The organism is Nannocystis pusilla (assembly GCF_020073745.1).
Lineage (GTDB): Bacteria > Myxococcota_A > Polyangia > Nannocystales > Nannocystaceae > Nannocystis > Nannocystis radixulma.
Window position 1 is genome coordinate 1,256,705 of the sequence record NZ_JAIRAU010000001.1, and the last position, 25,262, is coordinate 1,281,966.

25 protein-coding genes are annotated in these 25,262 nt (G+C 71.9%); 5 read left to right on the forward strand and 20 right to left on the reverse strand.

What is annotated here, in order from left to right:
• Nucleotides 1-6: 6 nt before the first annotated feature.
• On the forward strand, nucleotides 7-978 hold the full coding sequence (locus tag K7C98_RS04905) for an NAD(P)/FAD-dependent oxidoreductase (RefSeq protein ID WP_224190335.1): 972 nt from the start codon (nucleotides 7-9) through the stop codon (nucleotides 976-978).
• A gap of 121 nt (nucleotides 979-1,099) precedes the next feature.
• Here K7C98_RS04905 and K7C98_RS04910 read toward each other — a convergent pair whose 3' ends face one another.
• Complete coding sequence (locus K7C98_RS04910) at nucleotides 1,100-2,131, reverse strand: SRPBCC family protein (protein ID WP_224190336.1); 1,032 nt, start codon at nucleotides 2,129-2,131, stop codon at nucleotides 1,100-1,102.
• Nucleotides 2,128-2,463 carry an ArsR/SmtB family transcription factor gene (locus K7C98_RS04915; RefSeq protein WP_224190337.1) on the reverse strand — a complete coding sequence of 112 codons (336 nt, stop codon included), beginning with the start codon at nucleotides 2,461-2,463 and terminating at the stop codon, nucleotides 2,128-2,130. The genes K7C98_RS04910 and K7C98_RS04915 overlap by 4 nt, the downstream gene beginning before the upstream one ends.
• 217 nt (nucleotides 2,464-2,680) lie before the next feature.
• On the opposite strand from K7C98_RS04915, the gene K7C98_RS04920 reads away from it, so the two are divergent.
• The gene (locus K7C98_RS04920) at nucleotides 2,681-3,034 is read left to right on the forward strand and encodes a hypothetical protein (protein WP_224190338.1); all 354 of its coding nucleotides are present in this window, start codon (nucleotides 2,681-2,683) and stop codon (nucleotides 3,032-3,034) included.
• A gap of 81 nt (nucleotides 3,035-3,115) precedes the next feature.
• Here the strand turns inward: K7C98_RS04920 and K7C98_RS04925 are convergent, their stop codons facing one another.
• Both K7C98_RS04925 and K7C98_RS04930 read right to left on the reverse strand, forming a co-directional pair.
• Nucleotides 3,116-4,183 (reverse strand): hypothetical protein, encoded by a 1,068-nt coding sequence (locus K7C98_RS04925; protein WP_224190339.1) that lies wholly within the window; start codon nucleotides 4,181-4,183, stop codon nucleotides 3,116-3,118.
• 226 nt (nucleotides 4,184-4,409) lie between these two features.
• Nucleotides 4,410-5,951 (reverse strand): PAS domain-containing hybrid sensor histidine kinase/response regulator, encoded by a 1,542-nt coding sequence (locus tag K7C98_RS04930; protein WP_224190340.1) that lies wholly within the window; start codon nucleotides 5,949-5,951, stop codon nucleotides 4,410-4,412.
• Nucleotides 5,952-6,203: 252 nt separating this feature from the next.
• Here K7C98_RS04930 and K7C98_RS04935 point away from each other — a divergent pair, with 252 nt between their 5' ends.
• The 3 genes from K7C98_RS04935 (at nucleotide 6,204) to K7C98_RS04945 (ending at nucleotide 8,425) form a co-directional block, all read left to right on the forward strand.
• Nucleotides 6,204-6,845, forward strand: coding sequence for an NAD(P)-dependent oxidoreductase (locus K7C98_RS04935; protein ID WP_224190341.1), 642 nt, complete (start codon nucleotides 6,204-6,206; stop codon nucleotides 6,843-6,845).
• Between the two features lie 35 nt (nucleotides 6,846-6,880).
• On the forward strand, nucleotides 6,881-7,543 hold the full coding sequence (locus K7C98_RS04940; protein WP_224190342.1) for a TetR/AcrR family transcriptional regulator: 663 nt from the start codon (nucleotides 6,881-6,883) through the stop codon (nucleotides 7,541-7,543).
• A 366-nt stretch (nucleotides 7,544-7,909) separates the two neighbouring features.
• Nucleotides 7,910-8,425 (forward strand): hypothetical protein, encoded by a 516-nt coding sequence (locus tag K7C98_RS04945; RefSeq protein WP_224190343.1) that lies wholly within the window; start codon nucleotides 7,910-7,912, stop codon nucleotides 8,423-8,425.
• Here K7C98_RS04945 and K7C98_RS04950 read toward each other — a convergent pair.
• From K7C98_RS04950 to K7C98_RS05025, 16 genes are all read right to left on the reverse strand, one after another.
• Nucleotides 8,415-9,599, reverse strand: coding sequence for a hypothetical protein (locus K7C98_RS04950; RefSeq protein WP_224190344.1), 1,185 nt, complete (start codon nucleotides 9,597-9,599; stop codon nucleotides 8,415-8,417). The genes K7C98_RS04945 and K7C98_RS04950 overlap by 11 nt on opposite strands.
• A gap of 246 nt (nucleotides 9,600-9,845) precedes the next feature.
• On the reverse strand, nucleotides 9,846-10,148 hold the full coding sequence (locus K7C98_RS04955; RefSeq protein WP_224190345.1) for a cytochrome C oxidase subunit IV family protein: 303 nt from the start codon (nucleotides 10,146-10,148) through the stop codon (nucleotides 9,846-9,848).
• The gene (locus tag K7C98_RS04960) at nucleotides 10,145-10,780 is read right to left on the reverse strand and encodes a cytochrome c oxidase subunit 3 (protein WP_224190346.1); all 636 of its coding nucleotides are present in this window, start codon (nucleotides 10,778-10,780) and stop codon (nucleotides 10,145-10,147) included. The genes K7C98_RS04955 and K7C98_RS04960 overlap by 4 nt, the downstream gene beginning before the upstream one ends.
• Nucleotides 10,773-12,350 (reverse strand): cytochrome c oxidase subunit I, encoded by a 1,578-nt coding sequence (locus K7C98_RS04965; RefSeq protein WP_224190347.1) that lies wholly within the window; start codon nucleotides 12,348-12,350, stop codon nucleotides 10,773-10,775. The genes K7C98_RS04960 and K7C98_RS04965 overlap by 8 nt, the downstream gene beginning before the upstream one ends.
• Nucleotides 12,347-13,315 carry a cytochrome c oxidase subunit II gene (coxB, locus tag K7C98_RS04970; RefSeq protein WP_224190348.1) on the reverse strand — a complete coding sequence of 323 codons (969 nt, stop codon included), beginning with the start codon at nucleotides 13,313-13,315 and terminating at the stop codon, nucleotides 12,347-12,349. Before coxB ends, K7C98_RS04965 begins: the two co-directional genes overlap by 4 nt.
• The gene (locus K7C98_RS04975) at nucleotides 13,312-13,674 is read right to left on the reverse strand and encodes a hypothetical protein (RefSeq protein WP_224190349.1); all 363 of its coding nucleotides are present in this window, start codon (nucleotides 13,672-13,674) and stop codon (nucleotides 13,312-13,314) included. Before K7C98_RS04975 ends, coxB begins: the two co-directional genes overlap by 4 nt.
• Nucleotides 13,667-14,740 carry a hypothetical protein gene (locus K7C98_RS04980; RefSeq protein WP_224190350.1) on the reverse strand — a complete coding sequence of 358 codons (1,074 nt, stop codon included), beginning with the start codon at nucleotides 14,738-14,740 and terminating at the stop codon, nucleotides 13,667-13,669. The genes K7C98_RS04975 and K7C98_RS04980 overlap by 8 nt, the downstream gene beginning before the upstream one ends.
• Nucleotides 14,737-15,303 carry a c-type cytochrome gene (locus K7C98_RS04985; protein WP_224190351.1) on the reverse strand — a complete coding sequence of 189 codons (567 nt, stop codon included), beginning with the start codon at nucleotides 15,301-15,303 and terminating at the stop codon, nucleotides 14,737-14,739. The genes K7C98_RS04980 and K7C98_RS04985 overlap by 4 nt, the downstream gene beginning before the upstream one ends.
• Nucleotides 15,290-15,817 carry a DUF3341 domain-containing protein gene (locus K7C98_RS04990; protein ID WP_224190352.1) on the reverse strand — a complete coding sequence of 176 codons (528 nt, stop codon included), beginning with the start codon at nucleotides 15,815-15,817 and terminating at the stop codon, nucleotides 15,290-15,292. Before K7C98_RS04990 ends, K7C98_RS04985 begins: the two co-directional genes overlap by 14 nt.
• The gene (gene nrfD / locus K7C98_RS04995; protein ID WP_224190353.1) at nucleotides 15,814-17,169 is read right to left on the reverse strand and encodes an NrfD/PsrC family molybdoenzyme membrane anchor subunit; all 1,356 of its coding nucleotides are present in this window, start codon (nucleotides 17,167-17,169) and stop codon (nucleotides 15,814-15,816) included. Before nrfD ends, K7C98_RS04990 begins: the two co-directional genes overlap by 4 nt.
• 1 nt (nucleotide 17,170) lies before the next feature.
• Nucleotides 17,171-19,963 (reverse strand): 4Fe-4S dicluster domain-containing protein, encoded by a 2,793-nt coding sequence (locus tag K7C98_RS05000; RefSeq protein WP_224190354.1) that lies wholly within the window; start codon nucleotides 19,961-19,963, stop codon nucleotides 17,171-17,173.
• Nucleotides 19,960-20,592, reverse strand: coding sequence for a cytochrome c3 family protein (locus K7C98_RS44620; protein WP_224190356.1), 633 nt, complete (start codon nucleotides 20,590-20,592; stop codon nucleotides 19,960-19,962). Before K7C98_RS44620 ends, K7C98_RS05000 begins: the two co-directional genes overlap by 4 nt.
• 197 nt (nucleotides 20,593-20,789) lie before the next feature.
• Complete coding sequence (locus K7C98_RS05010; protein ID WP_224190358.1) at nucleotides 20,790-21,281, reverse strand: hypothetical protein; 492 nt, start codon at nucleotides 21,279-21,281, stop codon at nucleotides 20,790-20,792.
• A 285-nt stretch (nucleotides 21,282-21,566) separates the two neighbouring features.
• A complete protein-coding gene (locus tag K7C98_RS05015) occupies nucleotides 21,567-22,769 on the reverse strand; it encodes a M23 family metallopeptidase (protein WP_224190359.1) in 1,203 nt (400 codons plus the stop codon).
• Nucleotides 22,770-23,088: 319 nt separating this feature from the next.
• Complete coding sequence (locus tag K7C98_RS05020; RefSeq protein ID WP_224190360.1) at nucleotides 23,089-23,253, reverse strand: hypothetical protein; 165 nt, start codon at nucleotides 23,251-23,253, stop codon at nucleotides 23,089-23,091.
• A 769-nt stretch (nucleotides 23,254-24,022) separates the two neighbouring features.
• Nucleotides 24,023-24,817, reverse strand: a complete 795-nt coding sequence (locus K7C98_RS05025) for a hypothetical protein (protein ID WP_224190361.1) — start codon at nucleotides 24,815-24,817, stop codon at nucleotides 24,023-24,025.
• Between the last annotated feature and the right edge of the window lie 445 nt (nucleotides 24,818-25,262).

Sequence of the window (25,262 nt, forward strand, 5' to 3'; positions counted from 1 at the left end):
TCGGTCGTGGCCGCGCAGTACGACCTGCTCATCGTCGGCGCCGGACCGGGCGGGCTCGCCGCCGCGATCGCCGCCCGCGCGCTCCACCTGCGAGCGGTCGTCCTCGACGCCGGAGCGCGCCCCGGCGGCCAGCTGCTCGTCAACGACACGCCGATCCTCGACTGTCCGGGGCTCGACGTCGCGACCGGCTCCGAGCTGGCGGTCCGCCTGCAAGAGCACCTCGAGCGGCTCGGCGGCGAGGTCCGCGTGGATGCGCGGGTCGAGCGGATCGATGTCGACGCGGGCGTCGTCGAGCTGGCCGGCGAGCGGCTGACCGGCACGGCGGTGCTGCTGGCGACCGGCGCGAACCGCCGTCGCCTCGGGGTGCCCGGGGAGGCCGACCTTCCAGGTCGCGGGCTGTCGCCGGCGGCGCGACGGTTCGGCCCCGCGTTCGCCGGTCGCCCGGTGGTCGTGGTCGGCGGCGGCGACGTGGCGCTCGAGGAAGCGGCGCTGCTGGCCCGGCTGTGCCCGCGGGTCACGCTGGTCCACCGCGGCCCGAAGCTGCGGGCGCGCCCCGACTTTCGCGCGGCGGTCGCCGCCGAGCCGCGGATCGACCTGCTCCTCGAGACACAATTGAGGGCCATCCTCGGCGACGCGGACGTCGAGGCGGTCGTGCTCGCCGGACCCGCCGGCGAGCGCCGGGTCGAGGCGGCGGCGGTCGTCGTGTGCGTGGGCATGGCGCCGTGCAGCGGGCTCGTGCTCGGCCAGGTCGCCACCGACGAGGCCGGGTTCGTGCGCGTCGACGCCCGCCAGCGGACCTCGGCGCCGCGCCTCTACGCGGTCGGAGACGTGTGCGCCGGCGCCTGGTGGACGGTGAGCGCGGCGATCGGTCAGGCCGGGATCGCGGTCAAGGACTTCGAGCGGCGCCTGTCCGCCGACGAATTCTCCGCTCTGCTCGCGCCCGGCCCGACGTTCGCGCCCGTGAGCTGGGAGGCGTGACGGCTCGGGCGCCCTGTCGTCGCGTCGCGGGCGGCAGCGCGTACGCGTCGATCGCTGCGCGCAGCGTCATGACATGTCTTTTTTAAAGATGTCTGAAGGGACATGTCGTTGTGGACATTCGTCACGCCGGCGCGACGGTCCACGCGTGGGCCATGGCCGGGTGCATGACGTCGCTCGGCGGGGCGAGGCCGCGGAGGAAGGTGTCGAGGTGGAGGACGGCGACCTCCCAGCCGCTGCCGGTGCCGCGGGCCTCGTCGGCGGTGCGGCAGGTGAAGTGCTCGAGCTCGAGCAGGGTGCCGACGTCGCCGCGGGTGAGGCGGAGCTCGACCTCGCTGTCGCCGAGGTCGCCGTAATTCCAGGTGGTGCGCAGGCGGGTGGGCGGCTCGCACGCGAGGATCTTGCAAGTCGTGGGGTGCGGCTGCGCGAGGTCGAGGACGACGGTGCCGCCGACCGCGAAGGTGCCGGCCGGCTTGCCGAACCACTTCGGGATAATTTCGGGGTCGGTCCACGCCGCCCACACGCGCTCGATCGAGGCGTCGAGGCGGCGCCGGATCGACGACGACCAGCTGCCGCCGTGATCGCGGACCTCGCGGCCGACGCCGGCGGACCAGCGGAAATACTCGTCCATCACCTGCATGCGCCGCTCGTAGCCCTGCTCGGCGACCTCGTGGGTCGACCAGAAGCCGCGCGGGGTCTGTTCGGCGAGCACGTCCTCGAGGACCGCCAGGTGGGCGTGCCAGCCGGCGGCGGTGCCGAGCAGCTCCTCGCGGCTGCGCAGGCGCCGGGTGGTGACGACGAGGCGCACGCGCCCGTCGACCGGCGTGAGCTCGAACAAGACGTCGGCGGGCTCGTCGGGGCCGCCCCAGGTGAGCCGGAGCAGCCGCGGCGGGTCGCAGGCGAGCACGGCCTCGGTGCCGGTCGCGCCCTCGCTGCCCTTGTGGCGCTCGGGGGTGAGCTTCTCCGCCGAGAGAGAGGCGTGGTCGAAGCGGAACTCGGCGCGCCCTCCCGGTCGCAGCTCCCACTCGCCGGCGGCGAGCCAGCGCGCGCGCTTGTCGGAGTCGACGAGGTAGCGCCAGACCCGCTCGATGGGGCCGGGGAGCATGCGCTCGAGTCGTACGGTGCCGGGGGCGAGGATCTGTCCGTGTTCACTCATGGCTGTTCCTTGTGATCGTGGTCGTCTTCGGCGACGAGCAGGGCCTCGAGCGCGTCGAGTCGCTTCGACCAGAACGCGCGCGTCTGTTCGACCCACGCCGCCACCTCGTCGAGGGGCCGCTGGTCGAGGGTGAGGAGGTGTTCGCGGCCCGCGACCCGCCGACGCACGAGGCCGGCCCGCTCGAGCACGCGGATGTGCTTCGACACGGAGTTGAGGGAGATCGGGAACCGCGCCGCGACGTCGGTGACCCGCGCCTCGCCGCCGCTCAGCCGCTGCAAGATGGCCCGACGCGTCGGGTCGGCGAGGGCGGCGAGGGTGTGGTCGAGGCTCATGCGTGGAGATATTCACCCGTTTGGGTGAATGTTGCAAGCGCGTTTCTGAGCCGGCCTCAGAGGGGCCTGGGGTCGGCCAGGCGGGTGAATGCGCGAAATTGCGCGGTCGGGTCCGAGGCCTCGCCTGGCTCTTCGGACAGGCCGTCGCGGGCCGCCGCGCTCGCTTGTCGGGCGCGGGAGGTCGCGCATGGTCTCCGGCGAGGAGAGGAGCGCTGCCATGCCACGAGGAGCGAGCGCCAAGCGCGAGCGCGAGTACGAGGCGCTGAAACAGGAGTTCAAACATGAGGGCCGCTACAAGGGCCGCGAGGAGGAGGTGGCGGCGCGGATCGTCAACAAGCAGCGGCGCGAGTACGGCGAGACGAAGGCGGCGAAGGCGAAGGACCGCGCCGGTCGCTCTCCTGACCGCGGGCTGGCGATCGCAGACTACGAGCAGCTGACGGTGCCGGAGATCGCCGGCGAGCTCGACGAGCTCGGCCGCGACGAGCTGCGGCAGATCCGCCGCTTCGAGGAGCACCACAAGGCCCGCAAGGGGGTGCTCGAGGCGGTCGATCGCAAGCTCAAGGCGGCGTGAACGCAGGGACATGTCCGAAGGGGCATGCGAAGCTCCGCGGCGCGCGCGTGGCGCTCGGGGAGCAGGCACGCCCATCGGGCATCAGGCGGCGCATGGGCGCTGGAACTCTTCGGCCCTGGTCAGGGCGCTCGCCAGCGCGGCCTGCCACGCCGCTTCACGCTCGAAGCGAAGGGCCATGCCGTGGGCTCGTCGCACGGGGCTGTTCGTGGTGCCGTGCATCGGGGCGGGATGGTCGATGAGACGGGCGGCGGCGCGGGTCACCGCAGCCCGCACCGGCTCACCGCCGACGGCGAGGCACCACGCCAACACGGCGTGGGACAGGGCCGCGTGCTCGGCCTCGTCGCGGGCGATGACGGCGAGCGTCTCGTGCACCGGGCCGACGGTGCTGCGAGCACGCACGAGCGCGGCCGCCTCGGCGGCGCCCGTGCCCTCGGCCACGCAGCCGTCGACCAGCGCCTCGACGGCCAGGGTGACCAGCGTCGGTGGGCCGGCGTCGGGGAGCGGGAGCTCACCGGCGACCAGCGAGCGGCCGGCGTAGGCGCTCGCCAGCGCGAAGCAGCGGGCGGCGTGGTCGGCCTCCTGGCGGGCGGCGACGGCGGCGGCGTCGATGAGCGCGCGAGGAGCCCGGTGATGCCGGAGCGCCGCGCCGAGTCGGACGAAGGCGCCGATCGACGCGTGCTCCTCACGCGCGACGCGGGTCCAGTGGTTCGCCAGCGCCAGGCGATCGGCGGGTTCGAGCGCGCCGATCATCGGCGGCGGGGGCCCGGCGAGCACGCGCACGGGCGGCAGCACGGGCCGGCCGCGCCAGCGCAACACGCGTCCGTGCAGGCCGTGGCGCAGCGCGTCGACGACCGACGCCACCAACGCGATCTGCGCGAGCGAGGCGATCGTGGCGAACCACGCGCGACCGATGCCGGGGAGCTGCGGGCTGCGGAAGTGCTGGATCAGCGCGGCGATGCCGAGGAGCAGCCCGACCGGCAGGCAGGCGAGGAGCGCCACGCCGACGATCTCCTGGCCGACGGGCACGATGTCGAGGACGAACAGCCCGACCAGCGGCGTCAGCGTGACGACGACCGCAGCGGTCGACAGCCGCGAGGGATCGGGCGGAGGGCCCGGGATCGGTGTCTCGCTGCGGGGGGCGTCACGCATGGCCGCAACGACAGCACGACCGCGACGAGAAGTCACGCGCTGTCGCCCGCCCGCCTCGCGGCCGCGTCGCCCGGAGCGGCGGATCGCTCGCGGGGCGAGGTGTCCGAAGAGACATGTGCACCGCCGCGCGAGGGATGATATGTCCAAATGGGCAGGATCGCGAAGATTGTTGATATGCCTGAAGGGACAGGCTGCGATCCGCGCCGCGTTCGTGTCGGGGCGGCGCTCAGCCCGGGTCGACGCGGGTCTGCTGGTGCTCGTGGAACACCCGCGCGAGGTCCTTCGGCGAGACGGGCTTGGTCAGGTGGTGGTCGAAGCCGGCCGCGCGGGCGGCCTTGCGGTCGCCCGCGAGGCCGTAGCCGGTGAGGGCGATCAGCAGCGGGCGCGGGCCGTCGTGCTCGGCGGCGCGGACGCGGCGGGCGACCTCGTAGCCGTCGAAGCCGGGCAGGCCGATGTCGACGAGCGCGACGGTGGGGCGCCAGCCGAGGATCTTCTCGACGCCGGTGGGACCGTCGGCGGCCTCCTCGACCTGGTGGCCGACGAACTCGAGCAGCTGGCGCAGCATCTCGCGCCCGTCGGTGTTGTCCTCGACGAGGACGATCCGCTGCGGCGCGAGCCGGGCCGCCGGGGTCGGACGCGGCGAGCCGACGGCGATGTCGGCGGTCGACAGCGGCATGCGCACGACCAGGCGGCTGCCCTGACCGAGCCCGGGGCTGAAGGCCTCGACCGAACCGCGGTGGAGCTCGACGAGCTGACGCACGAGGGTGAGGCCGAGGCCGAGGCCGCCCTCGGCGCGGTCGGGGAGGCGCTGGCCCTGGACGAACAGGTCGAACACGCTGCGCAGCAGCTCGGGCGACATGCCGATGCCGCTGTCGGCGACCTCGAGCACGGCGTCGCCGCCGTCCTTGCGCACGGCGACGGCGATCGTGCCGCCGGGCGGGGTGAACTTGAGGGCGTTGCCGAGCAGGTTGTCGAGGATCTGCTGCAGGCGCTGCGGGTCGGCGCGCACCAGCAACGACGCGACGTCGCACGAGACGTGGTGGTCGGCGAACTTGCCGGCGGCCCGCAGCGCGTCGAACTGAGCGCAGACGATCGCGCCGAGGTCGACGGTCTGCAGGTCGAGGCGGATCTTGCCGGCGACGACGCGGCCGACCTCGAGCAGGTCGTCGACGAGGTGCTTCAGGTGCTCGGTCTGGGCGGCGATGATCGACCGCACGCGCGCGGCCTCCTGCGGGTCCTGCTCGAGCTCGAGCACGTGCACGGCGGTGGTGAGGACGCCGAGCGGGTTGCGCAGCTCGTGGCCGAGCATGGCGAGGAACTCGTCCTTGGCCTGGTTGGCGCGCTGCAGGTCGAGGAGCAGCCGGGCCCGCTCCTGCTCGGCCCGCATGCTCTCGGTGATGTCGCGGGCGATCTTCGAGGCGCCGATGATCTTGCCGTCGAGGTCCTTGATCGGCGAGATGGTCAGCGAGATCGGGATGAGCTGGCCGTCCTTGCGCCGGCGCATCGTCTCGAAGTGGGCGACGACCTCGCCGGCGCGGATCTTGGTCAATACCATCGTCTCCTCGGCCAGCCGGTCCTCGGGGATGATGAGGGTCATCGGGCGGCCGATCGCCTCGCTCGCCGTGTAGCCGAAGATCCGCTCGGCCGCGGCGTTCCACGTCATGATCGTGCTGTCGAGCGATTTGCTGACGATCGCGTCGTGCGAGCTGTCGATGATCGCCGCGAGCCGCGCGCGCGAGTCCTCGTGGTCCGGTCGTCCGCTGTCCATCCGCTGTCACATGCTAGTGGCCGTCCGCCCGATCAGCCAGCGCTCGCATTCGACGCCGGATACTGTCGAGTTCGCTGATACGGTGCGATATGTCCGCGAAGACAGGTTCCTCCGGCCAGCCGCGCTGCGCGGAAGCGCTCCAAGAATGGCGCGAAATCGGACATTTGACTTTAGCAAACAATATTGAATATCGTCCGGCATGTCCAAATTTCCGGGTGTGCGGCGCGGGTCGCTGGAGCGGGGAGGTGCGTCGTGACGAAGAAGCTGGTGGTGTTCGGGGCGACGGGCGGGACGGGACGCGAGCTGGTCGAGCAGGCGCTGGCGGCCGGGCACACGGTGACGGCGGCGGTGCGGCGGCCCGAGGCGGTCGCGCTCACGCACCCGCGGCTGACGGTGCGCCGCGCGGACGTGCTCGACCCGGCCGGCGTCGAGGCGGCGATCGCCGGGCACGACGCGGTGCTCTCGGCTCTCGGGGCGACGTCGACGCGCGCGCCGACGACGATCTGCCGCGACGCGGTCGCCCACATGCTGGCGGCGATGGAGCGCTGCGGGGTGCGCCGGATCGCCTGCGTGTCCGCGCTCGCGCTCGGCGACGCCGCGCTGCTGCCGTGGCCGATGCGTCTGTTCGTGCGTCACATCCTCAAGCCGTTGTTGCGCCACCCATTCGCCGACCTGCTCGCAATGGAGGAGCGGCTGCGGCAGAGCCCGCTCGAGTGGACGATCGTACGACCGCCGCGACTGACGCAGGGACGTCGCAAGGGTCACGTCCGCTTCGCCGTCGACGCGCCGCTGCCGGGGGCCGCGACGATCTCCCGCGCAGACCTCGCCGATTACATGCTCGCGCACGTCGACGACCCGGCGCTGGTGCGCAGGCTGGTCGAGGTCGCGTATTGAATCCGTGCCGAGGTCGGCCGCGCAGAGACGACACGATGGCGAAGCCGCAAGCCCGCCCGTATCACTCGCCGTCGCGCCGGCGCCAGGCCGACGCGACGCGCCAGCAGATCGTCGCCGCGGCCCGCACGCTGCTGGCGACGCACGGCTACGAGGGCACGACGATCGACGCGATCGCCCGCGCGGCCGGGGTGGCGGCGCCGACGGTGTACGCGGCGTTCGGCTCGAAGCGCGGGATCGTGGCGGAGCTGATCCACCAGGCCCGCTTCGGGCCGGTCTACGACGCGACGGTGACGGCCGCGCTGGCGACCGAGGACCCGCGGCAGCGGCTGGCGTTCGCGGCGAAGATCGCTCGCACCGTGTACGAGGGCGAGCGCGCCGAGCTCGAGCTGCTGCGCGGGGTCGGGGTGGTCGCGCCCGAGCTGGCGGCGCTCGAACGCGAGGGCGAGCTCGATCGCCGCGAGGCGCAGCGCGGGCTGGTGGAATTGCTGGCCGCCGGCGGGCACCTGCGCGAGGGGCTCGACGTCGAGTCGGCGCGCGACGTGCTGTGGGCGATGACCAATCGCGAGCTGTTCCGGTCGCTGGTGCTCGTGCGCGGCTGGCCGGCGGAGCGCTATCAGGAGTGGCTGGCGGGGATGCTGGCGGGCGCGCTGCTCGGGGCGGACGGTGAGGCGCGCAAGCCGGCGAAGAAGCGGCGTTGAGGCGGCGAGGACCGGCGATCGCGGGGCGCGGGCGCAGGGTCCCGCGAGGCCGACGGTGATACGAATGGAGCGAGGACCGGCGAGCTTCACCGTCGTCGACCAGCACGTCATTCGCGGCGTGGTTCCGGCCTGTTCGCGCTCGTTGCGGTGATAGGAATGGACGGACGAGGTCGAGCACCGGGAGGCCGCTGACTGCGGGTGAAGAGGTCACCGATGGCACGACCGGAGCGATCACGTGCGCGAGTTCGAAGACGAGCCGCGGAAAGTGTTCGCTGTGCACCGCCTGCGGGGCGCTCGACGCTGTCGCGAGCTCGTGGTAGACGCCCGCGCATGAATCTAATTTCTTCACGGATTGCGCGCGCCTGGATGTTGAGCCTGACTCTGGTCGCCTGCGGGGACGGCGAGGGCAAGACCACGGACACCGACACGCAGGACACGACGACCGGCGGCGCGAGCGACCCGACCGGGGCCACGGACGGGGACAGCACCGAGGGCACCGCCACGGACACGGGCGGGGACACCGAGGCGACCGCCGGCGAGACCACGGACGACGGCGACACGACGGCGCCGCCGACGACCGCCGTGGGCTGCGAGAATTTCTTGCCGCCGATCATGCCCGAATCGCTCGAGTCGGTGGCGATCGACACTCCCCTGGAGGTGAGCTTCACGGTGCCGGGGCTCGAGGGCAACACGTTGTGGGAGCTGAGCTTCGGCGAGCTGCCGCCGGGGGTCGAGTTCACGGCGGAGACGGGCGTCCTCGCCGGCACGCCGACGGCGGCGGGGATGTTCGCGTTCACGCTGTGGGCCCGGCCGGCGCTGGACAACCCCGATTGCGGGACGGTGCCCACCACCACCGATTACGTGCTCGTCGTCACCGAGTAATCCGTCGGCGCCGGCGCAGCAGCCCGAGCCCGAGCAGCACGAGCGCCCCGGGCGGGCCTGAAGACGGGCGGTCGTCGCACGCGCAGCCGTGGCCGAACGGCTCGTCGGCGCCGCCCGACGCGGCGCTGTCGCTGCTCTCGCCGCCGGGCCCGTCGGACGACGACCCCTCGGTCGGCTCGCCGCCCGTCGCCGCGTCGGCGGGCCACGGCGAGCAATTTGCGGGGTCCCAGCGATCGCCGTCCTCGTGGCGCTCGCAGGTGTAGGCGCTCTCCGAGCACTGCATCGCCAGCGCTTCGCCGGGATCGACCGCGTGAATGCCGAGCTGGGCGGCGGTCTCGGGGTCGTCGCCGTGGCAGGTCTCCTCGGTCTCCACGACCTCGCCGGTGGCGAGGTTGGTCAGCCGCACCGCGGTGCAGAACGGCTTGGCTTCGCCGACCGACTGCAGGTCGAGGAAGTCGCCGCCCTGCGGCTCGCCGTCGACCAGCATCTCGCGCACGACCAGCGCGTCGGTGGCCGGCGGCAGGTCGGTGGTGATCGACACGTCGACGCGCAGCACCCCGAAGCCCTGGCGCGACGCGCAGAAGCCCTCGCTCCACTCGATGCGCTCCTGCGACGGGCAGTCGAACACGGCGGTGAACGGCATCGCCCCGTCGCAGCACACCAGGTCCTCAAAGGTCGTGGTGCCGCGGACGCTCAGCACCGCGGAGGTGTCGACCTTGGGCGGGGACAGCGGCTCCGAGGGCTCGGCCGCGACGGAGAACTCGAAGTCGAGCGCCAGGTGGGTGCCGCACGGTTCGGGGTTGTCGAGGCTGCCCACCACCGCGTATTCGCCGGGCTCGAGCGGCGCGGCCGGGCGCCAGAGCAGGACGCCGCGGATCCCCGGCGCCTCGACGCCGCCGGCGATCGGCTGGCCGTCGCGTGTGACGGTGACGGTGATGGCGTCGAGCCAGTCCGCCTCCGAATCCAACACGACGCTGTACCTCAGGCCGTACAGCACGAGCACCCCGTCGGTGGGGATCGCCGCGGCGTTGAGCGGCGCGAGCTCGCGCCAGACGTCGACGCCGGCGCACTCGTCCGGCGTGCACGCCTCGGCGTCGTCCGGGAGCAGGGCCGCCGCAGCGCCGGCCAGCGCGAGGGTCGTCGCCTGGAGAGAAGAAGCGTGGGCCAGGGGCACGGCGTGACGTTAGCGCAGGCGCGCGTCGCGTGCACCCGGAAGCGCCCTCGCGCCGCGGAGCCGGAGACGCGAGCTCGGGCTCGCCCGCCCGCACCTGGCTCAGCCGGTGAGAGTCGCCCGACCGCTGCACATATGCGCCGCCGCGACTCGCCGTCGATCTCGAGCGATGCCGGGCGTATGCGCGGTGTCGTTTGCTCGCGCCGGACGGCCCGCTGCGGGGTGCTCGTGAGGCCGGCTCGCGCGGCGTCAGCCGCCGCCGAGGTGGGTGATGTCGACGACCACGAGCAGCATGAGGATCGCCAGCAGGATGACCGACACGAGCGCGACGACGCGGGTCGCGGCGGCCTCGCGCGCGAGGTGCATGAAGAACGCCGCGACCAGCAGCGCCTTGACGGCGGCGATCGTCATCGCCGCCGCGACGTGCAGCGCCGGCGCGAGGGCGACGAAGGCGAGCGCGACGGTGGTCGCGGTGAGCAGCAGCAGCGCGAGCAGCACCAGCGTCGCGGTGCCGAGCTTCGGCGCGGGGACGTCGTGTTCGTCGTGATTCATGTCAGCCTCGCCGCGAGGTACAGGGCCGGGAACAGGAACAGCCACACGATGTCGACGAAGTGCCAGTAGAGGCCGACGGCCATGGTCGGCGTGGCGCGCAGGCGGGCGGCCGGCGTGCGCCAGGCGACCAGCCACAGCGACGCGAGCACGACCAGGCCGCCGAGCACGTGCAGGGCGTGGAAGCCGGTCAGCACGAAGTAGAGGCCGAAGAAGCTGTGCGGGCCGGGGCCGGGGCCGTTGCCGGCGAGGTCGACGAACGGGGTCTCGCCGCGCGCGAAGTGGTGCGCGTACTCCCACAGCTTCATCGCCAGGAACGCCGCCCCGAGCGCCATGGTCGCCGCGAGCGCGACGAGCAAGGCCCGGCGCGCGCGGGTGAAGGCGAAGCGGACCGCGAGCGCCATGGTGAAGCTGCTGACCAGCAGCGTGGCCGTCATGATCGTGGCGAGGCGCCAGTCGAGGCGCGGCCCGTAGGCGGCGAACAGCTCGGGGTGACGCACGCGCAGGCTGGTGTAGAACACGAACAGCACGCCGAAGAACAGCACCTCCTGGCCGAGGAACGCCCACATCCCGAGCGCGACGGCGTCGCGCTGGTGCTGTGAATCGGCGAACGGCTCGCGCACGTCGTCAGGCATCGAGGGCCTCCGCCGTGGGCTGGGGGGCGCGCGGGTAATCGTAGGGGTCGACGAGGACGAGCGGCGGGACGGCGAAGTTGTGCGGCGGCGGCGGCGAGGTCGTGTGCCACTCGAGCCCGGTCGCGCCCCACGGGTTGTCGCCGGCGGGCCGGCCGCGCACCAGCGAGAGCAGGAGATAGACGCCGGGCAGGACGTAGCCGAGCGCGAGGATCGTCGCGCCGGCGGAGGAGAGGCTCTGGAGGAACTGATACTCCTCGGGATACGAGGCGGTGCGCCGCGGCAGGCCCTGGGTGCCGAGCACGAACTGGGGCAGGAAGGTCAGCAAGAAGCCGACGAACAGCAGGTAGGCGGCGATCCGGCCCCACCGCTCGGAGTACATGCGCCCGCTGATCTTGGGCCACCAGAAGTGCAGGCCGCCGAGGTAGGCCATGAGCATGCCGCCGACCATGATCGTGTGGAAGTGGGCGACGACGAAGTAGGTGTCGTGGAGGTGGACGTCGACGGCGAGCATCGCCAGCGCGAGGCCGGTGCCGCCGCCGATGGTGAACAGGCCGACGAAGCCGAGCGCGTAGATCATCGGCGTGGTCAGCCAGATCGCGCCGCGCCGCATCGTGCCCAGCCAGCTGAACACCTTGACCCCGCTCGGCACGGCCACCGCGAACGACAGGAACGAGAACACCACGCTGGCGAAGTACGACTGGCCGGCGACGAACATGTGGTGGCCCCACACGAGGAAGCCGAACACGGCGATCGCCAGGCTCGAGGCGGCGATGAACCCGTAGCCGAACGGGCGGCTGCGCGAGAAGCAGGGGATGAGCTCGCTGACCACGCCCATGCCCGGCAAGATCATGATGTAGACGGCGGGGTGCGAGTAGAACCAGAAGAAGTGCTGGAACAGCAGCGGGCTGCCGCCGACCCCGGGGTCGAAGATGCCGATCTGCAGCCCGCGCTCGACGGCGATCAGCAGGAGCAGCATCGCCAGCACGGGGGTCGCGAGCACGAGGATCAACGAGGTCGCGTAGAGCGACCACACGAACAGCGGCAGGCGCATCCACGTCTGGCCGGGCGCGCGCAGGCGGTGGGTGCTGACGATGAAATTGAGGCCGGTGAACACCGACGAGACGCCGGCGAGGAACACCCCGAGCACCGCGAGCACCACGTGCGAGTCGCTGAAGGTGGTCGAATACGGGGTGTAGAAGGTCCAGCCGGTGTCGATGCCGCCGGCGATCATGGCGCTCAGGGTGAGCACGCCGCCGGCGACGAACACGTACCAGCTGGCGAGGTTGAGCCGCGGGAACGCCAGGTCGGGCGCGCCGAGCATCAAGGGCAGGAGGTAGTTGCCGAGGAAGGCGGGGATCGAGGGGATCAGGAAGAACCACACCATGATCACGCCGTGCAGCGTGAACAGGCGGTTGTAGGTCTCGGCGGTGACGAGGTCGGAGGCGGCGGTCGCCAGCTCGAGGCGGATCACGGTGGCGATGAGGCCGCCGAGGACGAAGAAGAGCGTCATCGTCCCCAGGTAGAGGAGGGCGATCCGCTTGTGATCGGTGGTGGTCAGCCACGACCTCATGGGCTCACCCCCTCGGCGTGCGCGAGCGAACGGATGTAGGCGACGAGCAGCAGCAGCTCCTCGTCGCTGACGAGGCCGGCGTAGCTCGGCATGACGTCGCCCTGGTAGTCGGCGACGACGTCGGCGTCGGGCCGGAGGATCGATCGGCGCAGGTACTCGTCGTCGGCGATGACGCTGCTGCCGTCGCGCAGGGCCACGGGGCGGCCGTAGAGGCCCTCGAGCGGCGGGGCGCGGCGGCGCAGGTGCGATTCGTGGCAGGCGCCGCAGTCGAGGCGCTCGAACAACCGCCGGCCGGCGGCGGCCAGCGGCGGCCCGTCGACGTCGCCCTGCGCCAGCCAGCGGTCGTAGTTGTGGGCCTCCATCACGACGATGTCGGCGCGCATGCGCGCGTGCTCGCTGCCGCAGTACTCGGCGCACGCGAGCGCGTAGGTGCCCGGGGCGGTCGCGCGGAACCAGGCGGTGCGCAGCCAGCCGGGCACGACGTCCTGCTTGAGCCGGAACGCGGGCACGTAAAAGCTGTGGATCACGTCCTCGCTGGTGAGGTGGAGGCGGACGACCCGCCCGGCCGGGACGTGCAGGCGCGACAGCTCGCGCTGGCCGTTCGGGTGCTGGAACGACCACATCCACCGCTTGGCGGTGACGCCGATGTCGAGCGGCTCGCCGTCGTCCGGCAATTGTTCGATGCGGCCGAAGCCGAGCGCGCCGAGCAGGAACAGGCCGAGGAACACGACCATGGTGACCCCGCACCACAGCAGCTCGGTGCGCCACATGACCCCGGACGAGTGCTCGGCGCCGGTGAGGTGACCGGGCCGCCGCCGGTATCGGACGGCGAACACGACCATCGCCACGAGCACGCCGAGGCTGACGGCGCCGATGATCGAGAACACGAGGATGATGAGGAGGTCGACGGCGCCGCTGGTGGTCGAGGCGGCCGCGGGCAGCAGGTCGAACGGCTTGGCGATCATCGCAACCCCCGCGCGGTGACGGGCCGCGGCGTGTCGCGCCGGGTCGGGAGCCCGCGGGCGAGCGCGAGCTCGGCGGCCCGCCACACGGGGATCCGCGCGACGCCGTGGGCCTCGTCGACCCACTCCCAGGCGGCGGCCCGCGCGGCCCACTCGGCCTCGACGGTCGCTCGCAAGGCGTTCAGCTCGTCGGTCGGGAGCATGCCCTCGACGCCCTCGGGCGGCGCGCCGCCGACGAGCCGCCCGGCCACGGCCGAGACGACGAAGCCGAGGGCGATAAGCCCGCCGACGACGCCGCCGGCCCCTGCCAGCGCGCGCCGGTGGTCGGCCAGATCTTCGTGTTCGTAGCGACGCTCAGACATGATCGATGTCCTCCGCGGGCAGGGCCACCAGTGATCCGCCGGCGGCGAGGAGCCGCCTGAATGCGAGGACCCACCACGCGCCGACGCCGAGCGGGACGGCGACGTCGAGCCAGCCGAGCGGCTGCGGGCGCGACGGCACGATGAACCACACCAGCTCGACCGCGTGCATCAGCAACAGCAGGCCCGCGACGCCGGCGAGCCGGGCGGCGTCGCGCTTGATCGGGCGCATCAGCAGGGCGATGAACGGGACCGCGAAGTGCAGCCCGACCAGCGCCCAGGCGACGACGCCCCAGTCGCCGCGGATCCGCCGGACGTACCACTGCGCCTCGCGCGGGAGGTCGGCGCCCCACACCAACAAGAATTGCGTGAAGGCGATGTAGCCCCACAGCATCAACGCGACGAACAGCAGGGTGCCGAGCTCCTGCAGGCGCGCCGGCGGGATCAGCGGCGCGTGCGAGCCGCGGCCCAGCACGAGCGCGACGGCGATGACGACGACGCTCCAGCCGGCGACGGCCTGACCGGTGAGGACGGCGAGGCCGAAGGCGCTGGTGCTCATGTCCGGGTCGAGCGAGAGCACCCAGTCGACGGCGGCGAGCGTGATCGTGAGGAAGTAGACGACGAGCGCCAGGGCGGCGAGCCCGGGTCGGGGCCGCCGCGCGTGCGCGAGCCGCCACGCGAGCACGCTCCACGCGACGAGGATGACGACCGCGCGCGCGAGGAAGAACGAGGCGTCGAGGTAGGCCGCCTTGGCCGCGCGCAAGGGCCCGGCCATCAGCCACGCGGTGTCCATCCACGGATAGAGGTGATGCAGGCCGAGCGCGATCGGCAGGAACAGCAGCGCGAGCAGGGGGATCGTGCTCGCGGCGGCGCGCAGCAGCGGGCCGACGACGACGCCCCAGCGGCTGCGCACGAGGTGGGCGAGGCACAGGAAGCTGAAGGCGCCGAGAGCGACGCCGAGCCACAGCAGCCAGGCGATCAGCCACGCGCGCAGGAACGCGGGCGAGGCCTGCCCGGCCGCCGCGGCGAGGGTGGTGAGGATGAGGGTGGCGCCGAGCATCAACCTCATCGCCAGGCCTCCACGAGGTGCATGCGGTCGTCGGCGCTGAGCACGGCGGCGGGGGCGTGCTGGCTCAATTGCAGGACCTGGACCCAGGCGACGATCCGCCAGCGGTCGAACACGTCGATATGATCATAGTCGGGCATGGTGGCGCGGCCGTGGCTGACGACGTCGAAGAGGTACCCGGGGGAGGCGTCGCGCAGCCGGGCGGTGGTGAACCCCGGGGGGGCCGGGTAGCCGCGCCGCACGGCGATGCCGTCGCCGTCGCCGAGCCGGCCGTGGCAGGGGGTGCAATGAATGTCGAAGCGCTGCTGGCCGCGCGCGAGGTCGGCCCGGTCGAGGGCGAAGGGGTAGGTGACGACGAACTGGTCGTCGGCGGCGCGCCCCTCCCACAGGTGGCGATCGAGCCGCGCCTGCCCGCGCGGCACGACGCCCGGCGGGAGCCGCCGCGCCTCCATGTCGTCGGCGAAGAACGGCGCCTCCTCGAGCGGGTCGAGCCGCGGCTGGTCGCGCATCTTCTGCTCGCACGCGGCGAGGACGAGGAGCACGGCGATCGCGTCAGCGCGGGACATCGTGGACCTCCAGCGGGGCGAGCGACTCGAGGAAGGCGCGCACGTGCCCGGCGTGGAACCGCGGATCGCCGGCGCCGATGAACAGGAAGAACCGATCCTGGCTGGCGCGCGCGAACGCGGGCACGGCGAACAGCGGGTGGTGCAGCCGCGGCAGGCCGTTTCGCCACAGCATGGCGAAGGCGGTGAGCAGCGCGGCGCTGAGGATCGTGATCTCGAAGGTCGGGACGATGAAGGCCGGGGCCGCGAGCGCCCGCCGACCGCCGATGTTCAGGTGCCACTCGATCGCGTGGACCCACACCTGAAACAGGAAGATCGCGGCGCCGCCGAGCAACCCGGCGACGAAGGTGACCCGCGGCAGGCGCGTGCGGAACGCCAGCACCTCGGCGACGCCCTCCACCGGGCAGGGTGAGTACACCTCGAGCGCGACGTAGCCGGCGAGGCGCGCGGCGCGGGCGGCGGCCAGGACCTCGTCGCCGGCGGCGAACTCGGCCAGGAGCCCGCGCAGGCCGTTCACGGGGCCTCCGGGCGCCGGTGCGCCACCAGCTCGCGCAGCTCGGACATGGCGATCACGGGGACGTAGCGGATGAACAGCAGCATGAAGAAGGCGAAGAAGCCGAGCGTGCCGGCCAGCGTGAGCCAGTCCCAGAAGGTCGGGAAGTAGGCGCCGCCGGTGGTCGGGAGCAGGCCGTGCTCGAGCGAGCTGATGACGATGAGCCAGCGCTCGAGCCACATGCCGAGGTTGATGGCGATCGACAGCACGAACAGCCAGGCGATGTGCCGCCGGGCCCGGCGCCACCACAGCGACTGCGGGAGGACGACGTTGAGGGCGATGATGGTCCAGAACAGCGGGGCGGAGCGGCCGTGGAGGTGGCTGGCGATCAGCGAGCGCTCGTGCGGGTCGCCGCTGTACCAGCCGAAGAACAGCTCGGCGAGGTAGCCGTAGGCGACCACGAGGCCGGCGGTGAGCATGAGCTTGGCGCAGTGGTCGAGGTGGCGGATCGTGACGAAGTCCTTGAGGCCGAGCCAGGCGCGCACCGGGATCAGGAACGTCAGGACCATGGCGAAGCCGCTGAAGATCGCGCCGGCCACGAAGTAGGGCGGGAACACGGTCGTGTGCCAGCCGGGGAGCTGCGCGACGGCGAAGTCGAAGCTGACGATCGTGTGCACCGAGACGACGAGGGTGGTCGCCAGGCCGGCGAGCATCAAATAGGCGGTCTGGTGGCGCTCCCAGTGGCGCGCCGAGCCGCGCCAGCCGAGCGCGAACACGCCGTAGACGCGCGCCCGCAGGCCGGTCGAGCGGTCGCGCATGGTCCCCAGGTCGGGGACGAGGCCGATGTACCAGAACACCAGCGAGACGGTGCCGTAGGTGGCGACGGCGAAGAAGTCCCACGCCAGCGGGCTGAGGAATTGCGGCCAGTAGCCGTAGGTGTTGGGATAGGGGAAGAGCCAGTAGAAGAACTCCGGCCGGCCGAGGTGCAGCAGCGGGAACATGGCGGCGCAGGCGACCGCGAACAGGGTCATGGCCTCGGCGAAGCGGTTGATCGAGCGCCGCCAGGCCTGATTGGCCAATAGAAGGATCGCGCTGATCAGCGTGCCGGCGTGGGCGATCCCCACCCACCACACGAAGTTGGTGATGGCGATGCCCCACATGACCGGGACGTCGACGCCCCAGACCCCGATGTACCACCAGAACACGCCGAACACCGCCACGGCCAGCGCGCCGAGCCCGACGGCGGCGACCGCGAGGGCGCGCAGCCAGGCGCGCCGGTGCTGCGGCGATTGCACGGTGTCGGCGATCGCGTCATTGATCGAGGCGATGTCGTGATCGCCGTCGATCCAGCGCGTCTCGTCGGTCGGGTACGGCACGTCAGTCCTCCTCTGCGTGCGAGCGGCCGCGCAAGGCGGTGTTGGGGTGGTGCAGGCGGGCGAGGTAGCTGGTGCGCGGACGGGTGCCGAGCTCGGCCAGCAGGGCGTAGGCGCGCGGATCGAGGCGCCGGGCGCGGATCGGGTCGTCCTCGCGGGCGAGGTCGCCGAAGTCGATCGCGCGGGCCGGGCACACGCCCTGGCAGGCGGTGACGACCGCGCCCATGCTGCGGCCCTCGCGGTGCGCGGCGATCTCGGCGCCGCGGATCCGCTGCACGCAATAGGTGCACTTCTCCATCACCCCGCGGGTGCGCACGGTGACGTCCGGGTTGCGCTGCAGGCGGAGGGTGACGGCGTCGCCGGCGACGTAGTCGAAGAAGTTGAAGCGCCGGACCTTGTACGGGCAATTGTTCGAGCAGTAGCGCGTGCCGAAGCAGCGGTTGTAGGTCATGTCGTTGAGGCCGTCGTGGCTGTGCTGGGTCGCACCGGTCGGGCACACGACCTCGCACGGGGCGTGCTCGCATTGCATGCACGGCACCGGCTGGAACCGCCAGCGCGGGCCCTCGCCGCGCTCGTCGGCGTAGGTGTCGATGCGGATCCAGTGCATCATGCGGTCGCGCGCGGCCTCGGCGGCGCCGACGGTGGGGATGTTGTTCTCGGCCTGACAGGCGATCACGCAGGCGTTGCAGCCGATGCAGGCGTTGAGGTCGATGGTCATCGCCCACGCGTGCTCGTCGAACTCGCGGGTCGGGTGCAGCGACACCGGCCGCAGCTCGGGCGAGGGCAGCTGGGCGACCTCGCCGCGGGGGAGCCAGCGCGCGTAGGCGTCGCCGGGCTGGTCCTCGCCGCCGCGGTGGCGGTCGACGACGAGCGGCCCCGATCGCCCGAGCGGCTCGACCTCGACGTCGCGCGCGGCCCACAGCGCGTCGCGGGTGCGCAGGCGGTAGGCGTCGAAGCCGGCGCCGGGCTCGGGGGCGCGGCGGCCGTGGCCGAGGTGGACGGTGAGCTGCTGCTCGGGGTGACCGGGCAGCACGTAGACGGGCGCGTCGACGCTGCGGCCGGCGACGGTGAGCCGCGCGAGCTCGCCGTGGACCAGGCCGCGCGCGACGGCGGTCGCGGGGGCGACGAAGGCGGCGTTGCCCCACACGAGGCGGGTGATCGGTCGCGGCAGCTCCTGCAGCCACGGGTCGAGGCCGAAGCGCCCGTCCCAGGCGGCCGGGTCGGGGCGGAACGCGAGCACCAGCGAATCATCGGAGGTGTCCCCGGGGACATGCTCCGAGAGCAATGTGGCCAGCACGGCCGGCGCGACGGCGGGGCTCACGGTGGGGGCGGCCCCGGGCAGGCGGCCGTCGTGGATCGCGGCGCGCCACCAGGTCGCGACGTCGCCGCCGGCCGGGGTCAGGTCGCTCCATGTCCTTTCGAGCAGGTCGCGGCCCTGCGCCGGGTCGTCGGCGAGCGCGGCCAGCAGCTCGGGCGCGCTCAGGCCGTCGTACAGCGGGCGGATCGTCGGCTGCGACAGGGTGACCTCGCCGTCGTCGGCGGCGGCGTCGCCCCAGGCCTCGAGCGCGTGCGCCAGCGGCAGGTGCCAGGCGCAGCGCTGGCCGGTCTCGTCGCAGTAGAGCCCGAGGTGGGCGGTGAACGGGACGCTGGCGAGCGCGGCGGCGACGTCGAGGTCGGCAGGGGCGTCGTAAACGGGGTTGCAGTCGAGGACGAACACCGCGTCGAGCTCGCGGCGGGCGATCGCGTCGACCAGGGCGGCGAGCGAGTGCTCGGGGCCGCTCGGCTGCCGCTCGAGCCGCGCGGTGTAGACGACGGTCCGGCCGGCGGCGCCGAGCAAATGGTTGGCGGCGTGCACCATCGCGTGGACCTGCGCGGGCTGGTGCGGGCCGGCGGTGACGAGGGCGTCGGGCCCGGCGGTCTTGAGGTCGGCGATCGCGGCGGCGAGCCACGGGTCGTCGACGTGATCGCCGAGGAGGCCGCGCAGCAGGTCCCGCGCGCGCGCGGAGATGTCGACGACGCGCGCGGCCTGGCGGTGGTCGGCGGCTGCGCCGACGAGGCCTGGGAAGCTCTCGAGCGCGTACAGCCGCAGGGCGTCGTCGGGCCCGAGCTCGGCGCGGCGGCGCTGCGCGAGCGCGCGAGCGTGGCGCAACCGGCCGGGGTCGGTGAACAGGAAGTCGTCGTCGAGGCTCAGCACCACGCGCGCGCGGTCGAGGCGGAGGTGACAGGCGAGCGGGACGCCGAACAATTGGTGCAGGCCGGCGTGCACCGGCTCGCGCGCGAGCGAGCTCCACGTGTACCAGCGCAGGCCGGGGCAGCGCGCGGCCAGCCGCGTCGCGCCGAGCTGCAGCATGCGCGAGCTGGTCGGCGGCGTCAGCACGGCGACGCGCCGGCCGGAGGCGAGCTGGGCTCGGGCCGCGCGCAGGAACGCCGGCCAGCTGCTCGGCGCGCCGCCGTGGCGCACCCCGGTCGAGCGGCGCGGGTCGTACAGCTCGCGCACCATCGCCTGGCCGAAGGGACATGTGGCGCCGAGGCTGGCGCGGTGCTCGGGCTGGCCCTCGATCTTGGTCGGGCGGCCCTCGTGGGTCTCGACGAGGATCCCGTAGGCGTGGGCGTCGAGGGTGAAGGCGGAGGCGAAGAACAGCGGGACGCCGGGGACGATGTACTCGGGCTGGCGCGCGTAGGGGACGATCCGCTCCGGCGGGTCGCGTTGCAGGCAGCCGCCGAGGCCGGCGGCGGCGAGGCCGGCGAGGGAGCGCTGCAAGAAGGCGCGGCGGCCGGGGTCGTGGTCGGCGCTCATCGATGACACTCCGAGCAGCTGGTGCGGGCGTCGACGTCGTGGGATACGGGCGCGGCGTCGGGGTCGGGCCGCCAGCCCATGACGAACACCGCGTCGGGCGGGCGCAGGTGCGGCGTCGGGTCGCGGTGACACTCGAGGCACCACTTCATCGACAGGTCGGCGAACTGGCGGATCCGCGGCATGCGGTCGACGCGGCCGTGGCAGGTCTCGCAGCCGACGCCGGCGTGGATGTGAATACTGTGGTCGAAGAACACGAAGTCGGGCAGGTCGTGCACGCGCTGCCAGCGGATCGGTCGGTCGGTCGACCAACTGTCGCGCACCGGCGCGAGCAGGTCGCTGTCGGGGAACAGGTGGGCGTGGCAATGCATGCAGGTCTCGGTCGCCGGGACGCCGGCGAACGCGGCCCGCTCGGCGGTCTCGTGGCAATAGCGGCAGTCGAGGCCGACGCCGCCGACGTGGTGCTCGTGGCTGAACGGGACCGGCTGCTCGACGGCCCGTCCGGCGCCGGTGCTCCACCCGGAGCGCGACAGGGCGTAGCCGACGCCGCCGACCAGCGAGAGGCCGACCGGCAGGCCCCACAGGACCAGGCGTACGCGGCGATCGGCGGATGGGCGAAAGAGCTGTGCCACGATTCTCCGGGCGCGCGGGGATCACGCTCGATTGCGAGCAGTGGTCCTGCTATGCCGGTGAATCGTGGCGCTGCAAGCGACGGCGGTGATTCGTGCGCGGCTGTCGGTTCCGCTCGCCTTCTGCGCGGCCGACGAGCGCGAATCGCATGGCCCACGTCACTCCGGCCGAGGAGCGGGCGGGGCAACCGCCGCGAGGCTCAGCCCGTGGGGCGCTGGCGCGACTCGGGTCGCAGGCGCTCGTCGACGTCGACGGCGCCGCAGGCTGCGAGCAGGCGGGCGACGTTGTCGGCGTCGATCTCTCGCGTGCGCACCGTGACGACCGCGCCGCCCTGGTTGAACGCGTCGGAGTACTTGCGCGCCTCGGGCTCGGGGACCCCGATCTTCACCAGCGCCTTCGCCAGCCAGTCGGGCTGATCGATCTCCTCCGAGCCGACGCTGCCGAGCGCGCCGAGCAGCGGCCCGGCTGCGAGCACAGGGCCGGCGTAGGGGACCGAGAAGGCGACGGAGCCGAGGATCGCGCTCAGCGCCCCGGCGGCGATCTGGCCGGCGTGCGGCGGCGCCTCGTGCAAGGTGGCGAGGTCGTTGGCGACCACGCTGATGTCGCTGCGGTCGTACTTGCGGAGGAGGAGGGCGTCGTGCGCATACTTGGCGTCGGCCGCCGTGTCGAACAGGGCGATCACCGTTTTCATGCCTATCGGGCTCATCCGCGGGCCTTTCGTCGGGGGTGTCGGGATGATGGAGGTATGCGCGAGCCGGCCGGGAAGGCGAGCAGAGGCGTGGAACGTGCGGTGAAAGCAGGGCCCGGGGCGCCGAGCGCACGCAAACCGGCGGGCGCGGCCTTTGCTCGCTTCGCGGGCCGCGCCGAGAGCGAGAGCGGATTGTGCGCAGCACGCATGACGGCGAGCGGCCTCGACCGGATCGGGCAGGCGCTCCGCAGAGGCCGAGCGGTGCGATTGGATGGCGTCGAGCTCTCGCTACTGCTTCGCGGCGCAGGCCTTGCCCTTCTTGGCGATGGTGAAGCTCTGCGTGAAGCTCTGTCCGGCGTAGGTCGCCTCGAAGGACCAGGTCCCGGCGGGCGCGTCCGCCGGCAGCTGCCAGGATTTCCAGTAATAACCCTTCGCCAGGTGGCGAGACACGTTCAGTTGCCACTGGAGCGCGACGGTCGTGTCGGGCCGGCGTACGACCATCGTGGCGGGGGTGTCCGGCAGGAGGTCGCGGAAGAATGCGGTGAAGACGGCGAGGTCGCCGCGGCAGAACTGATGCTTGAGATGAGGCTCCTCGAGCTCCGGACAGGCCGGCATCTCGGGGGCAGCGGAGCCCGTCGTCAGCTTGACGATCGCCGGATCGTAGTAGGGGCGGGGCGACACCCAGCGGCTCTCGGTGATCGTGGGATTGCAGGCGCCGACGAAGGGATCGATGACGTTGTTGGCGGCGTCGCGGACCTCGAAGTGCAGGTGCGGGCCGGTCGACACGCCCGAGCTGGCGACGACTCCGAGGCGCTCCCCGGCGGCGACGGGGTCGCCGACCCGCTTGCTCGTCACCGAGCCCGACTTCATATGATAATAGTACGAGGTCGAGCCGTCGACGTGCCTGAGCGCCACGAAGTTCGCCTTCGCGCCCGAGATCCACGAGCACCGCCGGTCGAAGTTCCCGTCCGCGCGGCTGACGATCGTCCCCGGCGCCGCGGCGAGGACCTCGATCTCCGAGGTCTCCACCTTGAGCCACGGGAACGGCCACGAGCTGATGTCGATACCGTGGTGCCCGTCGTAGCTGCGCTTGCCACAGGCCAGATCGAGGACCTCACCAGGACCGGCGTGATCGACGTAGTTCGAGATCGCGTGGTACCCCGGATCCGCGCCGCCCGCCTGCCGCAGCGGCCACTCGAACCGGACCGCCGCCTGCCGCGGGCGCGCGCCGGAGGACATATCGTCCAGACCGAGCGCGGCTGTGTTGCGCGCCACGTCGGCGAACAAGACCGCATATTCCTCGGGGGTGATACACGGCTGCGAGGAGTCCTCGTCCGCGGCCCCGGGCTCCGCGAACACGACGAGTTCTTCCATGTCGCCGCCGGTCGTGTCATATGCGACGTCGGCGTCGGCGGGCTCGCAGGCGATCACGGCAAATTGCGCGAGTAGCAGGCCGATACGGCAATAGCGGTCGTTTCGTCGGCTCGACATGATGTTCTCCTGATAGAGCCGGTCGCGCGCGATAGATGGCCGACCGGGGAGGGGAAAGGTAGGACAGGGCCCGCGCTGACGATCACCGAGAGTCTCTCGCCACGATTCGTGGCTGTCGGCCGCCAGGGACGCGGATCCTGCCGCATCGGTATTCGTAAACCGATCGCGGCGCGGCGGCCGGTGATCCGGGCCGTCCGTCAAAGTTCACGTGGTGACGGTGTGGTCGACGTTACAATCGTAGGAGCCGGAGATGAGAAGCTGCGCAGAATGTGGGATGTCCGCGCCTGCGGCGGGTAGCGTGTAGCGACATCGCTGACCGCTACCTGGATGTGTTGTGCAGGACATGCTCCGAAGGGCACGACGGGCAGCGCAGGGCGAGGATCGGGCAGAACGAGACGTGGTTGCCCTCGAGCGAGCGCACGGTCAGCTTGATCTCGGCGCCCTTGAGCGCGGTGACTTTGACGGAATGAATGGCGGTCGACATGCCGGGGGCGGCTACAGCACCCCGCGAAGCACGGGGGCATCGCGAGGTACGAAACCGGCGTGTCGGAACGCGAGCATCCACGCGACGTTTGCCGCGATGACGGCGAGCACGAGCGCGTTGCGCTTGGACACACGACCGGTTTACACGGCGGCCACCGCTGTCGCAACCGGTCACTTGTCGGTCCGGAGGAGGGCACGAGGCGAAGCAGGACGCGAATAGGCACGCGCCGACGATCACGACCATGCCGAGCAGGCCGCCGCCAGCCTTCACCGCCGGTCCGGGAGTGCCGGATTCGCCGACCGCATTCCCAAGCGCGCACGGCTCGAAGTCACCCCAGCGCCGGTAAGGAGCGCGGTCAGGGCCAGCGTGCCGCAAAGCGCCGGTACTGGACTCCAGGCCACCGCTATCCATATCAGCAGCAGGCTGCTGACGATTCCAATGCAGGCGAGCCAGATCCAGTCATGGGGCCGGAGTGCCTCGGATGATGGCAGCGGCCGCGCCCCTCCGCGAAGGAGCTCCCGGCGCACTCGTCGCTCGACGAGTCCACAGAACAATTGTGCGGACAGGAGGCCATATAGAGGCAAGAGCCACGGGACGTCCAGCCACATGCAGAGAAATATAACCAGCAGTGACTCGGGCACGGAGACCGCCAGGAGGAGCGGCATGACGAGGCGTTGCCGTTCCCAGTCGTTCCAGAACCTCCACGTCGGCAGAAAGCCAAGGGGCTGTCTGCGAGACAGATGATGATTTGCGGGGCGCTCGGGCACGACTAGTCCTCGCAGGAGAACACCGCGCAGCCGACTGCGGTGACGATCATGTCGCCGCAAATGACGCTTTCTTTGACGCACGGGGGCGCAAGCGTTGGAAACCAGGTCGCTGCGAGCGTGCACGTCACGGCAGAGGTTCCGCAAGCTGCCCCCATCGCGAGGATGCTCTTGGTGCCGCGCGGATCTGGCACCACGGCCGTAAGCATGAGCTTGGCCATCGATTGGGCCTCGGTGCCGCCAGTCGTGCCGGCGAGCGCGAACATCAAGACATGGGCGTCAGACCAGCCTGTAGACGTGGAGAGAACGGGCTCAAACTCGGCGTTCAGAAGCCGTGCATCTCCGGATTCGGCGACGACTGCGCCGGACAAGTCGAGCTCCACGAAGGCCGATTCGCTGGGCGTCTCGGCGGCGAACAGGGTGGACCCCGTGAGAGGCTCGGCGCCGAAATCATCGACGATGGAGACGCGGGACACAGTGCCGATCTCGGGGTATCTGCCGACGAGCTCCAAGATTGCCCGCCCGTTCTCGTGGTTGAAGTTGATGTGCAGGGTGCCGCCCGCCGCCTCGGCGAACTCGAGCGCGACATGGTGGTCGGTGCATCTGGCCTTGAATCGAGCTGTGCCCTTGGTGCCGCTGAGCGCCTGACCGTCCATGTCGACGGAATAGCCGTGGCTCATCGCTGAGTCCAAGAGTCGGGACAGAGCCACACCGCACGGCGGTGTCGGTGCGGGAATTTCGCCGGAGGCGGCAGTCGGTTCCAGGAGTAAGAAGGAGAGGATGGAGACGCCGAGCGACATCTCGCCCTTGTACGAAATGGAACCGGGCGGACACACCGCACGGCAAGCTGAAGCCTAAGGGTGCTTCTGCGGAAGATGGTGGGGATCAACGCAGGAACATGCGCGGGCGGCGACAGGATACCAGCGGGCGACGGTGCGGCGACGCTTCACAGGTGATGCGCTGCGCTCGCAGCCCCTCGACATGTGCCCGTCGCCGATGCGGGGTCGACGACTGAATATCAAGCGTCATCACGTTTCGCGTGTGTACCTCGGCGAGGTGCTACTTCCCGTACCGTCACGCCGCGAGTCTCGACGTGCCCGCGTTCGGACGTCCGTTCGACGGGGCGACAGACTCTGGCCGACAGGGGCGAGCGCGGGGAGGCGACCGTCGTGCGAGCCGCGCGAGCGAGCCCCGGTTCTGTTTTGTATCCAGGGTTGCGCGTATCCGCGCCCTCGCGCTAGCCTC

What these genes read in the sequence shown, in the direction of transcription:
- K7C98_RS04910 (WP_224190336.1), bottom strand. Translation starts at nt 2,131, where the DNA reads ATGAGTGAACACGGACAGATCCTCGCCCCCGGCACCGTACGACTCGAG.
- K7C98_RS04915 (WP_224190337.1), bottom strand. Translation starts at nt 2,463, where the DNA reads ATGAGCCTCGACCACACCCTCGCCGCCCTCGCCGACCCGACGCGTCGG.
- K7C98_RS04920 (WP_224190338.1), top strand. Translation starts at nt 2,681, where the DNA reads ATGCCACGAGGAGCGAGCGCCAAGCGCGAGCGCGAGTACGAGGCGCTG.
- K7C98_RS04925 (WP_224190339.1), bottom strand. Translation starts at nt 4,183, where the DNA reads ATGCGTGACGCCCCCCGCAGCGAGACACCGATCCCGGGCCCTCCGCCC.
- K7C98_RS04930 (WP_224190340.1), bottom strand. Translation starts at nt 5,951, where the DNA reads ATGGACAGCGGACGACCGGACCACGAGGACTCGCGCGCGCGGCTCGCG.
- K7C98_RS04940 (WP_224190342.1), top strand. Translation starts at nt 6,881, where the DNA reads ATGGCGAAGCCGCAAGCCCGCCCGTATCACTCGCCGTCGCGCCGGCGC.
- K7C98_RS04945 (WP_224190343.1), top strand. Translation starts at nt 7,910, where the DNA reads ATGTTGAGCCTGACTCTGGTCGCCTGCGGGGACGGCGAGGGCAAGACC.
- K7C98_RS04955 (WP_224190345.1), bottom strand. Translation starts at nt 10,148, where the DNA reads ATGAATCACGACGAACACGACGTCCCCGCGCCGAAGCTCGGCACCGCG.
- K7C98_RS04960 (WP_224190346.1), bottom strand. Translation starts at nt 10,780, where the DNA reads ATGCCTGACGACGTGCGCGAGCCGTTCGCCGATTCACAGCACCAGCGC.
- K7C98_RS04965 (WP_224190347.1), bottom strand. Translation starts at nt 12,350, where the DNA reads ATGAGGTCGTGGCTGACCACCACCGATCACAAGCGGATCGCCCTCCTC.
- coxB (WP_224190348.1), bottom strand. Translation starts at nt 13,315, where the DNA reads ATGATCGCCAAGCCGTTCGACCTGCTGCCCGCGGCCGCCTCGACCACC.
- K7C98_RS04975 (WP_224190349.1), bottom strand. Translation starts at nt 13,674, where the DNA reads ATGTCTGAGCGTCGCTACGAACACGAAGATCTGGCCGACCACCGGCGC.
- K7C98_RS04980 (WP_224190350.1), bottom strand. Translation starts at nt 14,740, where the DNA reads ATGAGGTTGATGCTCGGCGCCACCCTCATCCTCACCACCCTCGCCGCG.
- K7C98_RS04985 (WP_224190351.1), bottom strand. Translation starts at nt 15,303, where the DNA reads ATGTCCCGCGCTGACGCGATCGCCGTGCTCCTCGTCCTCGCCGCGTGC.
- K7C98_RS05000 (WP_224190354.1), bottom strand. Translation starts at nt 19,963, where the DNA reads ATGAGCGCCGACCACGACCCCGGCCGCCGCGCCTTCTTGCAGCGCTCC.
- K7C98_RS05010 (WP_224190358.1), bottom strand. Translation starts at nt 21,281, where the DNA reads ATGAAAACGGTGATCGCCCTGTTCGACACGGCGGCCGACGCCAAGTAT.
- K7C98_RS05015 (WP_224190359.1), bottom strand. Translation starts at nt 22,769, where the DNA reads ATGTCGAGCCGACGAAACGACCGCTATTGCCGTATCGGCCTGCTACTC.
- K7C98_RS05020 (WP_224190360.1), bottom strand. Translation starts at nt 23,253, where the DNA reads ATGTCGACCGCCATTCATTCCGTCAAAGTCACCGCGCTCAAGGGCGCC.
- K7C98_RS05025 (WP_224190361.1), bottom strand. Translation starts at nt 24,817, where the DNA reads ATGTCGCTCGGCGTCTCCATCCTCTCCTTCTTACTCCTGGAACCGACT.